Below are 18,684 nucleotides of genomic sequence, written 5' to 3'. Positions count from 1 at the left end.
TAAAAAATAAGCCGGTCGCAAGCTTGCGACCGGCTTATTTTTTTGATTAAATTTGCTTTTGCATTTCTTTATGTTCAATACCAGCATCCATGAAAATATCCGAACACACTTCGTAGCCTAGTTTTTCATAAAAAGGGATCGCGGTTACTTGAGCGCCCAGTTTAAGTTTGCTCACACCTCGTTTTTTTTGCCTCCGCTTCGATGGCTTCCATGATTTTTCTACCAGAGCCTTTTCCGCGAGCGACTTTTTGAGCACAAATGCGCTCAACTTTGCCATAACCATGGACAATCCGGAAACGCCCCGTCGCAAGGGAGTATGGTCTTGATCATAATCTACAAACATGGTAGTTTCTGGATCATCATCAAATTCGTCCCATTCGAGCTCTGGATCTACATGTTGCTCTTTTACAAAAACGTCATTACGAATTTGAAGCGCATCTTTGCGCATTTGTTCAGTAGTTGCTTTTTGTACAGTCATCGTTTGTTTTCCTCCTCTAATCAGCTTTCCATACTTTCTAGGTCAAACGTGTGAGCCGGAAGCATATATGTTAAGCTTGGTTTTAAAAAGGGTTGCCAATAAGTCCAGCGGTGTCCACCTTCGAATAAGTGAAATTCAGATTCAAAGCCTTTATCTTGAATCAACTTATGTAAGGCTTCATTTGGAAGCAAGAAGTTATCAATTGTGTGGTTTGTAGTCTCAACCTCCGTTTCCTGGTCCCCGATAATGTGAAAGATTTTGAGCATCCCAGGATTAGCCTGTTTCACAAGTTCTAGCAAGTCGTCATTTATAAATGGCGAGTGGAGTACGACATTTCCGAATGTGTAGGGGTACTTGAGGCAGGCCTTTAAGGAAGTGCTCGCACCAAGTGAATCGCCCATTAGAAAACGACTGCCGGCCATTTGGAAAGATGGAACTAAGTTTTCGAGAAAAGGCACGAGTTCATGGGCTAAAAAGCGTAAATAAGCCTCATTTTGCTCGCCATCTGGATGGTATTTTTTTCGTCGATCTTCCACCGTTTTATACGGGAGAAAGGCATATACAGATTTTTGGATTTGACCGCTTTCTGTAAGCTCGTCAACAAGCTTTGGGAGTTTACCGAACCGAATATAGTCTTTCCCGTCTTGGATAATGAAAAGCGGATATTTGTAAAGAGTTGAGTACTGCTTCGGCAAATAAATGATGACTTCCATTTCTTCATTTAAATGCTTACTAAACAATTTTTCTTCAAGTATTTTTCCTTCAGCCATGGATCCATCTCCCCTTCCAGTTCAGAATGCTTTCATTTTATCATGGATTGAATAAAAAAGGCGGCTATTTTGCTTATTTAAACGGGGAAAATAGAAAATATAATGAATTTAGATAGTTTGATTTATTTGAAAAATAGGTTTAAAAAATTACTGAAACTGAAAAGATGTTGTGCTATACTAGAATTTAAAAGAAGCTCCAGTGGATTTTGGAGAGAGAAAGTAGGGAAAAGAATGCCGAAAGACATTGATTGGAAAAATTTAGGATTTAGTTATATCAAAACAGATAAGCGTTACATTTCCTATTTTAAAGACGGAAAATGGGACGAAGGAACACTTACAGAAGATAACGTACTTCACATTAGCGAGGGTTCAACGGCGCTTCACTACGGCCAACAGTGTTTCGAAGGGCTCAAAGCTTATCGCGCCAAAGATGGCTCGATTAATTTGTTCCGTCCCGATCAAAATGCACAGCGGATGCAAAAAAGTTGTGAGCGTCTGTTAATGCCAGAAATTCCAACTGAGAAATTTATTGAAGCATGCAAACAAGTTGTTTCTGCTAATGAAGATTATCTACCTCCTTATGGAACTGGGGGCACGCTTTATCTTCGTCCATTTGTCATCGGTGTGGGAGATAATGTTGGGGTTCAACCTGCTAATGAATATATCTTTTCGATTTTTTGTACGCCAGTAGGTGCGTATTTTAAAGGTGGTTTACAGCCTGCAAACTTTATCGTATCCGAATTCGACCGAGCAGCGCCACGCGGCACAGGTGCAGCTAAAGTCGGCGGAAACTACGCTTCGAGTTTACTTCCTGGCAAACAAGCTAAAAAACGTGAGTTTGCAGATGCTATTTATTTAGATCCAGCTACACACACGAAAATTGAAGAAGTGGGTGCAGCGAACTTTTTTTGCTATTACGAAAGATGATCGCTTCATTACACCATTTTCGCCTTCTATTTTGCCAAGTATCACTAAGTATTCGCTACTTTATTTAGCTGAACACAGACTAGGGCTTGAAGTAGAAGAAGGAGACGTGTATATCGACCAGTTAGATGATTTTAAAGAGGCAGGGGCTTGTGGGACTGCAGCGGTTATCACACCTATTGGTGGTATTCAAAATGGCGATGACTTCCATGTTTTCTATAGCGAGACAGAAGTTGGGCCAGTAACAAAAGAACTTTATGACGAACTTTGTGGCATTCAATTCGGTGAAAGAAAGGCTCCAGAAGATTGGATCGTTAAAGTTAAATAATCTTAAGAAGTCTTCACGAGAGCTATTGAAGCTCTCGTGAAGGCTTTTTTGATGAAAAAATAGCCTGACAAAACATTTACTAAGGCTTGTCAGGCTTACTTTCTCTTAATTCCCCATTTTAAATTCAGAACTTGTAAGTTCGAATTTTCCTTTGAGACCAGAAGTTATATAGACTTTCTTTTCTTTGCTGACAAAGATCGCTTCAACGCCTTTGTGTTTTTCGATAAATGCAAGTCCCTCATCGATACCCTTTGAAAAGGCAGCTGAAGAAAGGCCATCTCCAGTAATTGATTTTTTACTAATGATTGTGACACCAGCAACATCATTATCAAATGGATAACCAGTAGTCGGGTCAAATAAATGATGATATTTTTTGCCATCCACTTCTAGATAGCGTTCATAAATACCAGAAGTTACGATGGATTTATCGGTTTCTGGCAGTTTTCCTAGAATTGTATTTCGTGGGGAAAATGGATCTTGAATCCCAACATTCCAGTCTTTTCCTTTTGGACTTTCACCTTCAAGTAAAATGTTACCACCTAGATCAATGATGGCTGTTGTGACGCCGTTTTCTTTAAAAACTTTTTTCACTTCGTCGGCAATAAAGCCCTTGGCAATTCCGCCAAGGTCAAGTTCCATACCTTTTTTCTTCAAATAAACGGTTTTATTTTGATCATTTAATTCAACATTTTTATAGCCGATAAGAGGAAGACGTTCATCGATTTCACTTTGCGAAGGTTTACGCGCGTCTGGAAAACCAATATGCCAAAGTGAAGTGATGGGGCCGATTGTGATATCTTTGGAACCACCGGTTTGTGCGCTGAATTTGAGACCTTCTTTAATAAGGTAATAAATGTCGTCGTCCACTTTGACAGCTTTTACACCGCTTGCAGCATTGATTTTATCTACTTCGGACGTACGGGTCTTTTCGTCATTAACATCGATTTTATCTGCCAGTTCTTTTACACGATCAAAGCCTTTATCAAGCACCTTTTCTTTGCCTTTATCATAGATGGAAAGAGTGACAACTGTCCCCATTAAGAATTCTGTTTTTTTGTAAGGGGTTTCTAGGATAGTTGTTTTTTTCTGCTTGCTTTTTATCTGTCGTTTCACTTTTTCCACAACCTGCAAGCGCAACGATGAGAGCAAGAAAAAGAAGCGCAATCCATTTTCTTTTTTTTCATTCTGTCACCTCGAATTTAATTTATTCCGTTACTAAATGTATCCTTTTACTGCAGGGAAGTCAACAGAATTTGTTAACTTCTTTGCAAAATTGGTGATTTAAACAAAAAATAGAAAGAAAAAGAGAGTAGTGAAGCGGAAAGGGAAAAGCCAGCAAGTACATCGCTTGGATAATGGACGCCAAGATATACACGCGAGAACATGATCAGACTAATTAAAAGAAAGGCTAAGATACCAATAATCCATTTTTGCCATGCTTTTTTTAAGAAAAATAAAATAAGAATGAGAGCTGTGAGTCCATAAAAAGCAGTTGATCCAGCTGCATGACCACTTGGAAAGCTGTAACCAGAAATGGAAATTAATTTATCAAGCGGACGAGGACGTAGTTCAATATGTTTCACAATTTGTGGCAATACAAGTTCACCGAGTAGAAGGGTGAAACCGGCCCAAAGTGAAAAAAACAATCCTTTCGTTTTCCATAAAAAAAGAAAAAGTAGAACTGAAAAAAGGGTGAGAATCATTGTCCCGCCAAGATCAGTAAAAACTTTAAAAAATTTGATAAAGGGTTCTTTTAAGTCAGAACGAATCAGGTGATTTAAGCTCTGATCAAGCTGTGTGAGCCATTCTGCTTTGGTGGAAAGACTTCTCCAGAAAAAGAGAAAGATAAGTGCAAAAAAACGTTCCGCTAACTAGCAAAATCGAATGAGCAGGTTGTTTTTTGGAATTCAGCATAGAAACACTCCTTTTAATAAGTAGAAAGTTCAAATTGCGAATCAGCAAGATAAGCTTGAATCACTGGATCAGTTAAGACTTTTAATTCAAGTTCACGTGCTTCATTATAGGAACTTAATTTACGAAGCTCGGCATCGCAAAAGCTGGATGACAAAATAACTCGGTTCCTGTGTAACTACTTTGATGATCAAGGTGCTTGATGAAAGAATCAGGTGAAATCGCTTCAGGGTCTGGGAAAGCATTTTGAACGTTTGGGATTCTTGGATCGGCGCCGCGAAGAGGAATATCCCATTTTTTTGCAAGAGCTTTCGCAAGTTTAAAAAAGCGAGGATCAAAGTGGACATCATGATGACTGTCGAGATGCGTCGGTTTTTTACCCATTTGCTTTTCAAAATGCTCTATTTGTGTCTGCCATTCTTGCAAGACTTCTGTTTCAGAAATCACTGCTTGCCGAAGCGTAAGTTGATCTAAAAAAGCACCGTTTGATTGTATCAGTGTTTTAGGACTGGTGAGCGGGTAACCCGCTGTTAATGTTAGATGAACTCCGATACCAAGAGCTGGGTAGTTTTTTGCTTCGCTTATTGCATACGCTGTTGCGCTTGTATTCATTAAAAGTGTTGTCGAGGTTAAAACACCTTCACTATGACTGAGAAAAATTCCATCTGTATTTGCTTTTGTATAACCGAGGTCATCTGCATTAATTACGAGCTTCATTTTTTTAGTTCCTTTCAGTCGATTATTTTTTAAATTATAGCATTAAAAATAAGAAAAAGGATGAAAGAGACTTCTCTTTCATCCTTTTGATGAGCCATGATGGGCTCGAACCATCGACCCTCTGATTAAAAGTCAGATGCTCTACCAACTGAGCTAATGGCTCATTAATGGCTGGGCTAGCTGGATTCGAACCAGCGCGTGACGGAATCAAAATCCGTTGCCTTACCGCTTGGCTATAGCCCATTAACTGGTGGAGGAGAGTGGATTCGAACCACTGAACCCGAAGGAGCGGATTTACAGTCCGCCGCGTTTAGCCACTTCGCTACTCCTCCAATAAAGTGCCGACTGCAGGAATTGAACCCGCAACCTACTGATTACGATTCAGTTGCTCTACCAGATTGAGCTAAGTCGGCATGTTATACCAAGTGAATCGTCACTTTATTATAGTATAACATTTTTTAAAATAATGCCAGTTTTTTTGAGGAAAACTGGGCTTTGATGACCCGTACGGGATTCGAACCCGTGTTACCGCCGTGAAAGGGCGGTGTCTTAACCACTTGACCAACGGGCCAAACTTTGAAAAGAATTTTCACAGCCAAAAACTATTATATAAACTGTCACGACATTTGTAAATAGTTAAAATAAAGTTTTTTTTTTTCTGAAAATAAGACTTTGCCAAAATACGGATAAAGAATATCATCAATTGGTCAAAAAACCCACCGTAACGCTGCTAACATCAAGCTGTATTTGATTTGTAATAAAAAGTTGCACATATTGATTGCGCCCTGTGCTATAATGTGTGATATTGTATAGCTTGTTGTACGAAATTCAAAAAAAGGTAGGGAATGAAATTGGCATCGCCTTTAAAAAGACTACTCATTGGGCGCCCGCTTAAAAGCTCAGAAGCGGGAGAACAAAAATTAGGGAAATTGAAAGCTTTAGCTGTGCTTTCATCAGATGCGTTATCATCTATTGCATATGGAACAGAACAAATTCTGCTCGTTTTAGTTGCTGTGAGTGCAGCGGCTATGTGGTATTCGATTCCAATCGCACTTTGCGTATTGGTTCTTTTATTTGCGCTCAATCTTTCTTATAAACAAATTATTCATTCGTATCCGCATGGCGGTGGCGCTTATGTAGTTTCACGAGAAAATCTTGGGAAAAATGCTGGACTTGTCGCAGGTGGTTCTCTTCTTGTCGATTATATGCTTACGGTTGCCGTAAGTATTTCATCAGGAACTGATGCCATTGTTTCCGCAGTTCCTTCACTTTTTCCTTTTGCAGTTCCGATTGCAGTTTTTCTCGTAATTGTTGTCACGATCATTAATTTGCGTGGTATTACGGAATCTGCTAGCATTTTAGCAATTCCTGTCTACCTCTTTGTCTTTTCAATTGTTGTGCTGATTTTAACGGGGATCATCAAAGTTCTTTTAGGAATGGATGCTACACACGAAACGGCTTCAATTGGCACACATGTACAAGGAGTGACACTCTTTCTACTATTAAGGGCCTTTGCATCTGGTTCGGCTTCGTTAACAGGGATTGAAGCCATCTCAAATGCAGTGCCGCTTTTTAAAAAGCCGCAAGCTAAAAATGCTGCTAAAACATTGACGATTATGGCGACGATTCTTGGGTTCTTCTTCCTCGGAATTACTGTGCTTGCTTTCGTTTACGGAACAGTACCTGAACTTAAAGTAACCGTTCTTTCACAAATTGCAGAAAATGTTTTTGGTAGAAATTTCATGTTTTACTTTATTCAAGCAACGACCGCATTGATTTTGGTGCTTGCCGCTAATACCGGTTTTTCCGCTTTTCCGCTTCTAGCGTTTAACCTTGCGAAAGATAAATATATGCCACGGATGTATTTGGCAAGAGGAGATAGGCTTGGTTACTCAAACGGCATTATCACCCTTGCGGTTGGCTCGATTTTACTGATCATTTTATTTAAAGGAAAAACAGAATTGCTCGTTCCACTGTACTCGGTTGGAGTGTTTATTCCATTTACGCTTTCACAAACGGGGATGATCATCAAATGGTGGAAGGAACGCTCAGAAGGTTGGCATAAAAAGCTCGCTGCCAATTTGTTAGGGGCGATCATTTCTTTCACAGTGTTAATCGTTTTATTCCTTACGCGGATCGATTCGGTGTGGCCCGTCTTTATTTTCTTGCCGATCATGATTTTTGTTTTTCACCGGACGAGAAGCCACTATATAAAGTTAAAACGACAACTTCGAGTGGATGAATCCATGGATATTGACGTTTCTGATTTCAAAGGAAATGTTGTGATTGTCGCAGTTTCTGATACGACAAAAGTGGTGGAAGGAGCGCTTAAATATGCGAAATCTATTGGCGACACAGTTATTGCGGTTCATGTCTCGATTGACCGGATGCAGGGAAAAGAATTCGTCGAGAGGTGGAACCGAATTCACCCTGAGGTTCGTGTTGCCCATCTTTATTCGACCTATCGCTCGATTTCTGAACCGCTGATGAAGTTCATTGATACGGCTAAACAAAAAGCAGATCATGATAACTATTCATTAACTGTGCTTATTCCTCAATTTATTCCTAAGAAGGGTTGGCAAAACTTATTGCATAACCAAACCAGTTTAATGATTCGGACAAGGCTTATGATGCAGCGTGATGTTATTGTTGCCACCTATCCGTACCATCTAAAGGAATAATTACGAATTAAAAGTAGGGGAACTTCACTTCTATTTCGTATTCGGAATGAAGTAAGCTTAACAAAACGAAATAAAACTGTAAAAAGTGAACTATTTGTTTTTCTTCACGAACTTTCTTTTGAAAATCGTATTTTCCTATTAGGAAAATACGATTTTTTATGTCTTCTTTAACCTGAAAAAACAATTTTAATAATTCATCGAAATTTTTTCTTTTTAGCTTGAATCATGATAGAATGAACGTGTTACTAATAAATAGAGAATAGGTGGATGAATGATGCAGAAAGTAGGGGTAGTTGGAATCCCTTGGGTTTTTTCAGATGAGCGACAAGGAACGGCATTAGCTCCTTTTGCGATTCGTTATACGGGGATTTTGGAACAATTGAGCAATATGGAAATAGAACTGTGTGATTTTGAAAATTTGGATTTTTGTACGGAAGAGATGCTTTTTTTAAGAACTGATTTGAAAGCGGTTACAAATAAAATGCTAAGTCAAACGGAGTTGCTTGAAGTAATGCTTCGACAAGTAGACACTTCTCTTGTTCTTGCTGGAGATGAGTGGGTTGCGCAGTTGCTTTTTCTCGCCGCTCAAAAACAAAATGATGAAAGTATTTATGTCATTCTTGACGCACCGGTGCAAACAGATTTTTTTGCTTCATACCTTGGCGTTTTAAAAAAGCTTTTGGAAGAACCTAATTCTGAATTAGGAAATTTGAGGTTAAAACCTTCACAGTTTTGTATTTTGAGTGCCAAAAGAGAACTTGAGACTGAAAAAGCTTTCTTTGAGAAAGCTGGCGTAAAATATTTTGGGCTAGCGGATATTGAAAATTTGGGCTTTGAAGAGGTCATTTTGAGATTGCTTGCTTGGACTCGCAAAAAAGATGCGTCTGTTCATTTACTGTTGAGTGCAAGCGCGATAGATCCAGTGTTTGTTCCTGGTGTAAACCGGATATCTGTTGGCGGGCTCACGTATAGAGAAGTTGCACATTTTATGGAAGTTATGGCGAAGAGAGGCTCGTTTTCGTCGATTATGGTTGCGGGCTTAAATCCACTTCGAGATGAGGGGAATAAATCGGCTAAATTTATGGCTAGAATGTTTGAAATTTATTTTAAAACTCGATCTCTAGTAGATGAAAAAAAAGCTAAAGGTTTAACTTGAAAATTCAAGAGAAAGACAAGGGAAAATATTTGTGAAAAATCACCTTTCATTTGTTAAACTTGACAATTTTGTGAACTTTGAAAAACGTCTTGAAATTGGGCTTATCTGAGCGTATACTTGTAATTAGAAATAAGTGTGTAAAGAATTTTGAAGTTTTTTGGAAGGTGAGGAGTGCACAAGATGTCAAATCTGGATATTCGATACTATGTTATACCCATGATTGTTATTTTCATACTTGGCATTGCTGGAACCGGTGGTATAGCTTTTCCACTACTTAATTTTCTTATGATAACACTTGTTGCTTGTGTTTCTGGTGGGCTAATTGGATCCTTGCACCAATTGTTTGGGTTCGTGATACATTTTAATACGGAATATAAGAAAAAAAAGAACGCCTAAAAAAGATTTGAAAACGCAATATCATGAAATTTAGAAGCTGAAACATCCTCAAAATTTTTTGTGGGTGTTTTTTTAATTCATTAAGGAAAAGCTCGGAATAGTTTTATTCAAAAAAGCAAAATCTTCTTCATTTCTCATGTGATATTAATCGTTGTTAGAAAGCTTTTGTGATACAATAAGAAAAGTGAATCTGTCCGAATGTTGTCGGATAGTTTGTAATTATGTAGGCAAGTTTGCCTAAAAGACGGAGGCGAAAAGATGAGCTTTTCAAACATTTCAATTTTGCACTATCTTGCAAACATCATAGATATCCTTGTTGTTTGGTTTGTAATCTATAAGCTGATCATGCTCATCCGCGGAACGAAAGCTGTTCAACTTTTAAAAGGAATTTTCATTATTATTGCGGTGAAAATCATCAGTAGCTTCCTTGGCCTTCAAACTGTAGAATGGATCACGGATCAAGCACTAACTTGGGGATTTCTTGCGATTATCATTATTTTCCAACCCGAGTTGAGACGAGCTCTTGAAACGCTCGGACGGGGAAATATCTTTATGCGGATTGGCTCGCGTATTGAAAAGGAACAGCATCAAATTGTGGATGCGATCATTGATTCAACCAAATATATGTCAAAAAGACGAATTGGTGCGCTGATTTCGATCGCGAAAGATACGGGAATGGAAGATTATATTGAAACGGGAATCCCACTACATGCTCGGATTTCTTCTCAACTTTTAATTAATATTTTCATTCCAAATACGCCGCTCCATGATGGCGCGGTTATTATTAAAGGCAATGAAATTGCTTCAGCAGCTAGTTATTTGCCACTTTCAGATAGTCCTTATTTATCTAAGGAACTCGGAACAAGACACCGCGCTGCACTTGGAATTAGTGAAGTGACAGATAGTTTAACGGTTGTTGTTTCAGAAGAAACGGGTGGAATTTCTGTAACGAAAAGCGGCGAGCTATTTCGCGATGTTTCAGAGGAACGCTTAAGAGAGATTCTTGAAAAAGAACTCGTAAAATTACCAGAGAAAAAGACGACCTTCTTTTCTAAATGGCTAGGAGGCGGTAAAAAATGATGGATCGAATTTTAAATAATAAATGGTCGATTCGCATTCTTGCTCTTGTGTTAGCTGCCATTTTGTTTACTTCTGTGAATACAGATAATAAAAATAGCGGTGGAACTTTCCAAACAACGACACAAAATGATACGGAGGTTGTTCAAAATGTCCCGGTAGAGGTCTACTATGATAAGAAAAACCTTTATGTTTCGGGGCTTCCTGAAACGGTATCCGTTACGATTAGTGGTCCAAGAAGCATTGTTCAAAATACAAAGGCTCAACAGGACTTCAAAGTATATGCAGATTTGCGGAATGCTTCGATTGGAGAACAAAACACGAAGCTTAAAATCAAAAACCTTTCGAATCGCTTAAAAGCTACTATTAGTCCGCAAACTGTAAAAGTGAACGTTCAGGAAAAAGTAACGAAGAAATTTTCAGTAGATGCTGAACTAAGTAGTAGTGCGATTGCGAGTGGTTATAAAGCTGGAAATATTAAAATCAGTCCTGGAAAAGTTTCTGTGACAGGTGCAAAAGATACGATTGAAGAAATTGCCTATGTCAAAGCCAATGTAGATGATAACAAGAAGCATAAGGACGATTTTGAAGCCGAAGCGACGGTCTCTGCATTTGATCGGAACTTGAATAAATTAGATGTCGAGATCAGCCCACAAAAAGTAAACGTAAAGGTTTCGGTGAACAAGGTGGGGAAGTCCGTTCCGCTTAAATTAAAAGCGGAAGGCAACTTGCCAGATAATATTTCTATCCAAAGCATGACGACAGATCAAGATGAGGTTGTAGTCGTTGGTGATGACGATGTACTAAAAGATATTGATCAAATCACGGTGAACGTTCCTGTGTCAAGTTTAACTGCGGACACGGTAAAAGAGGTTAAGATCCCAGTTCCTAGTGGGGCAAAAGCTGTACAACCTTCATCAATTGAAGTGCGGATCAAAACAGCAAAAAAGTCTAGTGGGGATGAAAATTCCTCAAATGAAAGTGGAAATGGAAATGAGGAAGCAGAAGAAAATCATTCAAGCGGTAACACGAATGAGCAGAGCGATTCAGGGCAAGAAAATAATGAGGAAGATACGGAGTCTTCAAAGACTTTATCTGGACACACTATTTCAACGGGATCTCTGCCAGCCAATTTAACGGCAACTTTAATTTCACCAGCAAATGGCAAAGTGAATTTGACGCTACATGGGAAAAGTAGTTTACTGAACGGTCTTAATTCTTCAAATGTAAGTGTTACAACCAACTTAGCTAATGCAACAGTTGGTCGCTATAGCACAATGATTGAAGTCGGAGGGATCCCAAGAGGGGTCACCTATTCACTTTCTACAAGCACAGCTGTTTTCACAGTTGAAGAAAAAAAATGAAGAATAAAATGTTATAAATCAGTCAGGCAAACGCTTTTGAAGCTGGATTTTAGACTTTAGATGAATTTTTCTTATAAAAAAGGTATAATGTAACCTGCAGTGAATTTTTGCCAGTTAAGAAAAAAATAAATTCTGCTTGATTCAGTAGTGGAAAATTAAATTTTAATGTTTCTTTGAATAGAAGGAGAGAATCAATAATGGGTAAATATTTTGGAACAGATGGAGTTCGTGGAGTTGCTAATGAAGAGTTGTCACCTGAACTAGCTTTCCGATTAGGTCGTATGGGCGGCTACGTATTAACGCGTCATGTGGGAGAACATCCGCGAGTACTTGTTGCACGTGATACGCGAATTTCTGGGGAAATGCTTGAATCAGCTCTTATCTCTGGGCTTGTTTCTGTTGGGATTGAAGTGATGCGACTTGGTGTTATTTCAACACCTGGTGTGGCTTATTTAACAACAGCACAAGGCGCTTCAGCAAGTGTAATGATTTCAGCTTCACATAATCCTGTACAAGACAATGGAATTAAGTTTTTCGGTTCTGATGGTTTCAAGCTTTCAGATGATCAAGAGCTTGAAATTGAAGCTTTGCTTGACGAGGCCACTGATAATTTGCCTCGGCCGAGTGCTGAGGGGCTCGGAACTGTAAGCGATTATTTTGAAGGTAAACAAAAATACTTACAGTTCTTAAAACAAACGGTTGATCAAAATTTTGAAGGCCTATTAGTGGCACTTGATTGTGCAAACGGAGCTACGTCGAGTCTTGCAACACACTTGTTTGCAGATTTAGAGGCGGATACTGTGTCAATGGGCGCTTCGCCTGATGGTTTGAATATTAATGCTGGTGTTGGATCGACACATCCTGAAGCACTTGCTGCATTCTTGAAAGAAAAAGAAGCGGATGTTGGACTTGCTTTTGACGGTGATGGCGATCGTGTCATTGCGGTTGATGAAAATGGAACTATTGTGGATGGAGATAAAATCATGTTCATTTGCGCTAAATATTTAAATGAACAAGGCTTATTAAAACAAAACACTGTCGTTTCAACAGTGATGAGTAATCTTGGCTTTTATAAAGGCTTAGAAGAGCTTCACATTCATGATGTACAAACTGCTGTTGGAGATCGCTACGTTGTTGAAGCTATGCGGAGCGGGAATTATAATCTTGGTGGCGAGCAATCCGGACATATTGTTTTTCTTGATCACAATACAACAGGCGACGGGTTACTTTCTGGAATTCAGTTGATCAATGTGATGAAAGCGACCGGCAAAAAAACTTTCTGAACTGGCTAGTGAAATGCAGACGTACCCACAAAAACTCGTGAACATTCGCGTAACTGATAAACACGCTGTGACGGATAATCCGAAAGTTCATGCCGTTATTGAAGACGTTGAAAAAGATATGGCTGGAAACGGTCGAGTACTTGTTCGTCCTTCTGGAACTGAGCCACTTGTACGGGTAATGGTGGAAGCGAAGACAGCTGAGGAAACTGAAAGTTACTGTAACCGAATCGCTGCTGTTGTACAAGAAGAAATGGGTTTAGATAACTAATTTTAAATGCATCCCGTTATCGCTTTTCGGTAGCGGGATTTTTTATTTAGAGAAAGGACTTGAAAAAATGACAGAACGAGCTCGAAAAATAAGCGCGAGTATAATTTTTATGCTTGGGTTTACACAATTTTATAGCTTTTTGAGTGCCGCTTATGGCTATTTTGCAAGTGAAGAAGGGTACGACTTTATCTGGAACTACTGGGTTATAGGCTTATTCATGCTTTTATTAGTTGGAGCGGGCTTTTTACTTTTAAAAAGTCATCCGACTCGAATCCCAGCGCTTATTGTCCTCCTTGGTTTTGTAGTTTTTCAAGGTTTATCAACATATTTTTATCAAATTAAACCGCTAAGTGAATTAAAGCAAAAAATGCCCTTTAATTACACGAATCTAATCCTCACGGTTCTTGCATTCGCATTGTTTGTGGTTTTACTTTTTATTCGAATGAGCGATTCGACGAGTTCGGTTTTACAAAGTGAAGCGTGGAAGACAAAATGGCGAATTTCTGGGGCGATAACAGCATTACTAGCTGCGGGACTTGCTATTTGGGCGTTAATTATTATTGTAATGGAATATAGTAGTCCGGCGAAAAATAATCCATTTTTATTCAGTAACGATTTTGATGCAGTTTTTGCGGGGGTAAGCATTATCTTGCTTATTCTGGCGGCAATTTGGACTTTTAGAAAAGGTTCTTACCTTTTGGCAGGGATTGTGTTAGGAATTGGATTTATTTATTTGACGAATTATTTCTGGTTTGATGAATGGATGCGCTATGCGGCTAAAAATGGTTTGAAATTTGGGAACGGAGAAAATCGCATTTTTGGCATCAATTTATTAATTGCTTTATTTGCAACTCTTTCTGGAGTCTTCCAATTAGTTGGTAAAAAAAGAACGTAATGCCAAAGGGTATTACGTTCTTTTTTTGTATAGACCAATTTTGTTAAAATGACTAATTGTCATGCTTGACGGTATATACATTTTATTGTAAACTTAGAGAAGTTTCCTTGAATGATGAGAAAAAGGAGGATCGTTAAAAACTAAATAAAAGCGCCAGAACTGATTGCAGTCTATAAATGAGCGGGTGAAATTCCGGCTTATCTGAAATCAGTTGACGAGGAGGAGATTAATCGAGAATTCGGCGGGAGTCTCCCGGCTGTGCATGCAGTCGTTAAGCTTTAGCTACAAACCAATCAGGTGACTGGTTGAACAGAGCGCTAAAGAACATGTGCACGACAACCTCCAAGGGAACGTGAAAAATAGGAGGCAGTAGAGAAATTGGATTTGTCTGCCTTAAATTAATTGGAGGCTTTTTATTATGTGTGGAATTGTTGGGTATATTGGAAGAAATAATGCAAAAGAGATTTTATTAAACGGACTTGAAAAATTAGAATATCGTGGTTATGATTCAGCGGGTATTGCGCTATTAGACCATGAACAAGTAACAGTGATTAAAGAAAAAGGGCGCATTGCAGATTTGCGTAAGAAAGTGGGGAATGAAGCTTTTGGTGAAGTTGGAATCGGTCACACACGCTGGGCGACTCACGGTAAGCCAAGTGAAGAAAATGCCCACCCGCATCAAAGCGCATCAGGACGTTTTGTTATTGTGCATAATGGCGTTATTGAAAACTATGCTTCACTAAAAGAAACATACCTAGAGGGTGCGCTCTTTAAAAGTGATACAGATACAGAGGTTATCGTTCAACTCATTGAAAAATTTGCGCAAGAAGGATTGGAAACTAAAGAAGCAATTCGTAAGACTTTAAGGCTTCTTCACGGTTCTTATGCAATTTGTGTTATTGATAAAAACCAACCGGATACTCTTTTTGCAGCTAAAAATAAAAGCCCGCTTTTAATTGGCACTGGGACTAATTTTAATGTGATCGCAAGTGATGCGATGGCTGTATTAAAGGAAACAAGTGAATTTATTGAAATCGCTGATGAAGAACTTGTTATTTTGAAGCGCGATCAAATTGAAATTGAAACACTTGACGGGGAAGAAGTAGAACGTGCTCCATTTACTGCGACCATTGATGCTTCAGATATTGAAAAGGGCACTTATCCGCATTATATGTTAAAAGAAATCGATGAGCAGCCAGCTGTGATGCGCCGTATCATTCAAGCGTATCAAAATGATACTGGTGAAATTTCAGTCGATCAAGCCGTACTTGACGAACTTCTTGCCTCAGACCGTGTTTACATTATTGCTTGTGGAACAAGTAGCCACGCAGGTTATGTAGGAAAAGTGTTAATCGAACGTTTAGCAGGAATTCCTGTAGAAGTGCATATTTCAAGTGAGTTTGGTTATAATATGCCCCTTCTTTCAGAGAATCCGTTATTCTTATTCATTACGCAAAGTGGGGAAACAGCTGACAGCCGTCAAGTTCTTGTGAAAGTAAAAGAAATGGGGTACCGGACTTTGACGCTTACGAATGTACCGGGATCGACGCTTGACCGGGAAGCAGATCAAGCCATGTATCTTCATGCTGGCCCAGAAATTGCGGTAGCCTCAACGAAAGCTTATACAGCACAAGTAGCAGTGTTAAGCATTTTGGCTGTAGCGGCTGGGCGTGCTCGGGGAAATAAAGCTGCCATTCAATTTGATCTTGTATCGGAACTTGGGATCGCAGCGACGGCCATGGAAGCGATGGTTTCAAGCAAGGAACTTGTGGAACACATCGCAGGTGAATTTTTAGCAACAACACGCAATGCTTTCTTCATCGGTAGAAGTGTTGATTATTTCGTAGCTATGGAAGCGGCGCTTAAGTTGAAGGAAATTTCCTATATTCAAACGGAAGGCTTTGCAAGTGGGGAATTGAAGCACGGAACCATTGCTCTCATTGAAGATGAAACGCCTGTTTTTGCGATTATTACGCAAGAAAATATCAACTGGAACATCCGCGGAAATGTAAACGAGGTGTTAGCACGTGGAGCAAATGCTTGTATTTTCGCGATGGAAGGCTTAGAACAGCCGGGAGATCAGTTGGTGTTACCGCACGTTCATGAATTGTTAACACCGCTTGTTAGCGTCATTCCTTGTCAGTTGCTAGCTTACTACGCCGCTCTTCATCGGGATTGTGACGTGGATAAGCCGCGTAATCTAGCAAAGAGTGTAACGGTTGAATAAAATCAAAAAAAAAGACAAGCTCGTAGGTACTCTACGAGCTTGTCTTTTTTTTTATTGATTCAGTTAGTTCTTCAATTTCCATACTTAAAATTTCCCAGTCTTCCATTAGTGCCTCTGCTACTTGTTTTACGCTATCTAGTTCCTCTGTGATTTGTAGCGTTTTTTCATGATCGTTAAATACATCAGGTTGTGTTAGAAGCTGTTCAAGCTCCGCAATTTTGCTGTCGGCATCTTCCATCGCGGTTTCAACCTCTGCAAGTTTTCTAGTTTTTTGGCGGAACAATTTTTGGTTTTCTTTACTTTTTTGATAGGACTCTTTGCTACCAGAAACACTTTTTTCTTCAATTTGGCCAGTTTGAAGCTTTTCTTCAAATTCAAGTTGAGCAATTTCTTTTTCGTAAGCTAGTTTTTCTAGGTAGTAGTCGTAATCGCCTAGATAAACTAGAGCTCCGTTTGGACTCAGTTCAACGACTTTAGAAGCAATTCGGTTAATGAAATAGCGATCATGTGAAACGAAAAGAATCGTTCCAGCGAAATCAATTAAAGCCGCTTCGAGTACTTCCTTACTCTCAATGTCAAGGTGATTAGTCGGTTCATCAAGAATAAGTACGTTAGCGCCAAGAAGGGTTAGTTTGGCAAGAGCAAGTCGGGCTTTTTCGCCACCACTCAGTGTAGAAACTAGTTTTAAAACATCGTCTTCAGAAAAAAGAAAATTGCCGAGTGTTGTTCGAATGACTTTTTCCTCAAGCTCGGGATAGTCGTCCCAAAGCTCCAGTAGTACGGTTTTGTTTGAAGAAAGTTTCGCCTGCTCTTGGTCATAATAACCGATTTTCACGCCTGCACCGAAGTGAAAGCTACCACTTAGTGGAGAAAGTTCTTGGATTAGCGTTTTGAGCAATGTCGATTTTCCGACTCCATTTGGTCCAACAAGTGCAAGACTATCTTGACGCTTCATTTCAAAGGTTAAGTTTTTCGAAACTGTTTTTTCTTTGTCATAGCCGATTGCAAGTTCTTCAACAAATAAAACATCGTTTCCAGAGGCACGCTCAAATTGAAAACCAAAGTGAGCCGCTTTTTCGGCTCCCTCAGGCCGGTCCAGACGTTCGATTTTTTCAAGCTTCTTTCGGCGGCTCTGCGCTCGTTTAGTGGTTGAAGCGCGAACCAAATTGCGGGCAACGAAATCCTCAAGTTTTCCAATTTCAGTTTGTTGCTTTTCAAATTCTTTCCATTCACGTTCTAGTTTTTCTTGTTTGAGAACCAAGTAGCGACTGTAGTTTCCCGTGTAGTGCTGCATTTTCGTACGGCTGATTTCATAAACTTGATTGACCACTTTGTCGAGAAAATAGCGATCGTGTGAAACAATCAAAAGCGCGCCCGCATAGTTTTGTAAATAATTTTCTAGCCAAGCGAGTGTTTCGATATCAAGATGATTGGTAGGTTCGTCAAGAATCAGCAAGTCTTCCTTTGATAAAAGTAGTTTGGCGAGCGCGAGTCGTGTTTTCTGCCCGCCACTTAGCGAGGAGACGGGTTTACCATAGTCTTCTTGATAAAACTTAAAGCCGTTCAAGATGGAACGGATTTCCGCTTCATACGTATAACCACCACGTTCTTTGAAAAGATGCTGTAAGTTATCATAGGTTTCAAGCGCTTGTTTTGAAGACTCAGGGTCTTCATATAAACTAGTATCAGCAAGGCGTTTTTCCATCATGCGGATCTCTTTTTCAAGCTCCAATAAATCATCAAAGACAGCAAGCATTTCATTCCAAATGGTTTTGCTTGATTCAAGTCCAGTGTTTTGTGCCAAGTAACCAATCCGCACATTTTTTGGATGTGAGATGGTTCCTGCATCATAGCCGATTTGTCCGGCAATAATTTTAAGAAGTGTTGATTTCCCAGCACCATTTCGGCCAACAAGCGCGATCCGGTCGTTTGTTTTCACTTCGAGTTTTATATTTTCTAAAATCACTTCTGCGCCAAAGTATTTTGCAATTTGTTGCGCTTGTAATAGAATCATTTTTCTCTCTCCCATCTCTATTAGTTTAGCTTAAAGCGGTTTATCATGCAATCACATAAAAAAAATTATGTGAAATAGTTAGCTTTATTTGTGATTTTACAGTAAAATAAAATAGAACGGTCTGTTGAATTAAACAATTAAGTACTTTTTTTTGGTTTTTTTTGAGCAAAAAGATTGTGCATTGCTTGTGAAATG

The 18,684-nt window shown here is 39.2% G+C and carries 12 protein-coding genes, 5 tRNA genes and 3 pseudogenes; 8 read left to right on the top strand and 12 right to left on the bottom strand.

Annotated features, from left to right (window positions below):
• Positions 1-46 precede the first annotated feature (46 nt).
• Together MAQA_RS01465 and MAQA_RS01460 are read right to left on the bottom strand one after the other, a co-directional pair.
• A complete protein-coding gene (locus MAQA_RS01465) occupies positions 47-478 on the bottom strand; it encodes a GNAT family N-acetyltransferase (RefSeq protein WP_077913522.1) in 432 nt (143 codons plus the stop codon).
• Between the two features lie 20 nt (positions 479-498).
• Entirely contained in the window at positions 499-1,248 is a 750-nt protein-coding gene (locus tag MAQA_RS01460; RefSeq protein WP_036070594.1) for an alpha/beta hydrolase, read from the bottom strand.
• A gap of 231 nt (positions 1,249-1,479) precedes the next feature.
• On the opposite strand from MAQA_RS01460, the pseudogene MAQA_RS01455 reads away from it, so the two are divergent.
• A pseudogene (locus MAQA_RS01455) lies at positions 1,480-2,500 on the top strand (branched-chain amino acid aminotransferase).
• Between the two features lie 105 nt (positions 2,501-2,605).
• Here the strand turns inward: MAQA_RS01455 and MAQA_RS01450 are convergent.
• The 9 genes and pseudogenes from MAQA_RS01450 to MAQA_RS01415 form a co-directional block, all read right to left on the bottom strand.
• Positions 2,606-3,665 (bottom strand): annotated as a pseudogene (locus MAQA_RS01450) (FAD:protein FMN transferase).
• 91 nt (positions 3,666-3,756) lie between these two features.
• Positions 3,757-4,146 carry a phosphatase PAP2 family protein gene (locus MAQA_RS01445; protein ID WP_241463011.1) on the bottom strand — a complete coding sequence of 130 codons (390 nt, stop codon included), beginning with the start codon at positions 4,144-4,146 and terminating at the stop codon, positions 3,757-3,759.
• Positions 4,147-4,427: 281 nt separating this feature from the next.
• The gene (locus tag MAQA_RS14505; protein WP_159099946.1) at positions 4,428-4,568 is read right to left on the bottom strand and encodes a hypothetical protein; all 141 of its coding nucleotides are present in this window, start codon (positions 4,566-4,568) and stop codon (positions 4,428-4,430) included.
• Positions 4,529-5,128, bottom strand: a complete 600-nt coding sequence (locus MAQA_RS01440; protein WP_052008391.1) for a ChbG/HpnK family deacetylase — start codon at positions 5,126-5,128, stop codon at positions 4,529-4,531. Before MAQA_RS01440 ends, MAQA_RS14505 begins: the two co-directional genes overlap by 40 nt.
• Positions 5,129-5,218: 90 nt before the next feature.
• Positions 5,219-5,291 (bottom strand) — tRNA-Lys (locus MAQA_RS01435).
• 5 nt (positions 5,292-5,296) lie between these two features.
• Positions 5,297-5,371 (bottom strand) — tRNA-Gln (locus MAQA_RS01430).
• A gap of 5 nt (positions 5,372-5,376) precedes the next feature.
• Positions 5,377-5,460, bottom strand: a tRNA-Tyr gene (locus MAQA_RS01425).
• Positions 5,461-5,467: 7 nt separating this feature from the next.
• Positions 5,468-5,541 (bottom strand) — tRNA-Thr (locus MAQA_RS01420).
• An 86-nt stretch (positions 5,542-5,627) separates the two neighbouring features.
• Positions 5,628-5,699: transfer RNA gene (locus tag MAQA_RS01415), tRNA-Glu, on the bottom strand.
• 280 nt (positions 5,700-5,979) lie between these two features.
• On the opposite strand from MAQA_RS01415, the gene MAQA_RS01410 reads away from it, so the two are divergent.
• The 7 genes and pseudogenes from MAQA_RS01410 (at position 5,980) to glmS (ending at position 16,475) form a co-directional block, all read left to right on the top strand.
• Positions 5,980-7,809, top strand: a complete 1,830-nt coding sequence (locus MAQA_RS01410) for an APC family permease (RefSeq protein WP_036071001.1) — start codon at positions 5,980-5,982, stop codon at positions 7,807-7,809.
• Between the two features lie 274 nt (positions 7,810-8,083).
• The gene (locus MAQA_RS01405) at positions 8,084-8,965 is read left to right on the top strand and encodes an arginase family protein (RefSeq protein ID WP_036070591.1); all 882 of its coding nucleotides are present in this window, start codon (positions 8,084-8,086) and stop codon (positions 8,963-8,965) included.
• A 654-nt stretch (positions 8,966-9,619) separates the two neighbouring features.
• Complete coding sequence (cdaA, locus tag MAQA_RS01395) at positions 9,620-10,441, top strand: diadenylate cyclase CdaA (RefSeq protein ID WP_036070586.1); 822 nt, start codon at positions 9,620-9,622, stop codon at positions 10,439-10,441.
• Positions 10,438-11,802: a CdaR family protein gene (locus tag MAQA_RS01390; protein ID WP_036070583.1), complete on the top strand. Its 1,365-nt coding sequence runs from the start codon at positions 10,438-10,440 to the stop codon at positions 11,800-11,802. The genes cdaA and MAQA_RS01390 overlap by 4 nt, the downstream gene beginning before the upstream one ends.
• A gap of 197 nt (positions 11,803-11,999) precedes the next feature.
• Positions 12,000-13,353 (top strand): annotated as a pseudogene (gene glmM, locus MAQA_RS01385) (phosphoglucosamine mutase).
• Positions 13,354-13,420: 67 nt separating this feature from the next.
• The gene (locus MAQA_RS01380) at positions 13,421-14,248 is read left to right on the top strand and encodes a hypothetical protein (RefSeq protein WP_036070580.1); all 828 of its coding nucleotides are present in this window, start codon (positions 13,421-13,423) and stop codon (positions 14,246-14,248) included.
• A gap of 418 nt (positions 14,249-14,666) precedes the next feature.
• Positions 14,667-16,475: a glutamine--fructose-6-phosphate transaminase (isomerizing) gene (gene glmS / locus MAQA_RS01375; RefSeq protein WP_036070578.1), complete on the top strand. Its 1,809-nt coding sequence runs from the start codon at positions 14,667-14,669 to the stop codon at positions 16,473-16,475.
• 31 nt (positions 16,476-16,506) lie between these two features.
• Here the strand turns inward: glmS and MAQA_RS01370 are convergent, their stop codons facing one another.
• Positions 16,507-18,489 (bottom strand): ABC-F family ATP-binding cassette domain-containing protein, encoded by a 1,983-nt coding sequence (locus tag MAQA_RS01370; protein ID WP_036070575.1) that lies wholly within the window; start codon positions 18,487-18,489, stop codon positions 16,507-16,509.
• Between the last annotated feature and the right edge of the window lie 195 nt (positions 18,490-18,684).

The sequence above is a fragment of the Listeria aquatica FSL S10-1188 genome (genome assembly GCF_000525795.1).
GTDB classification, from domain to species: Bacteria; Bacillota; Bacilli; order Lactobacillales; family Listeriaceae; genus Listeria; species Listeria aquatica.
Note: the sequence above shows the minus strand (reverse complement) of the source record. Positions and strands in the feature narration are given on the sequence as shown.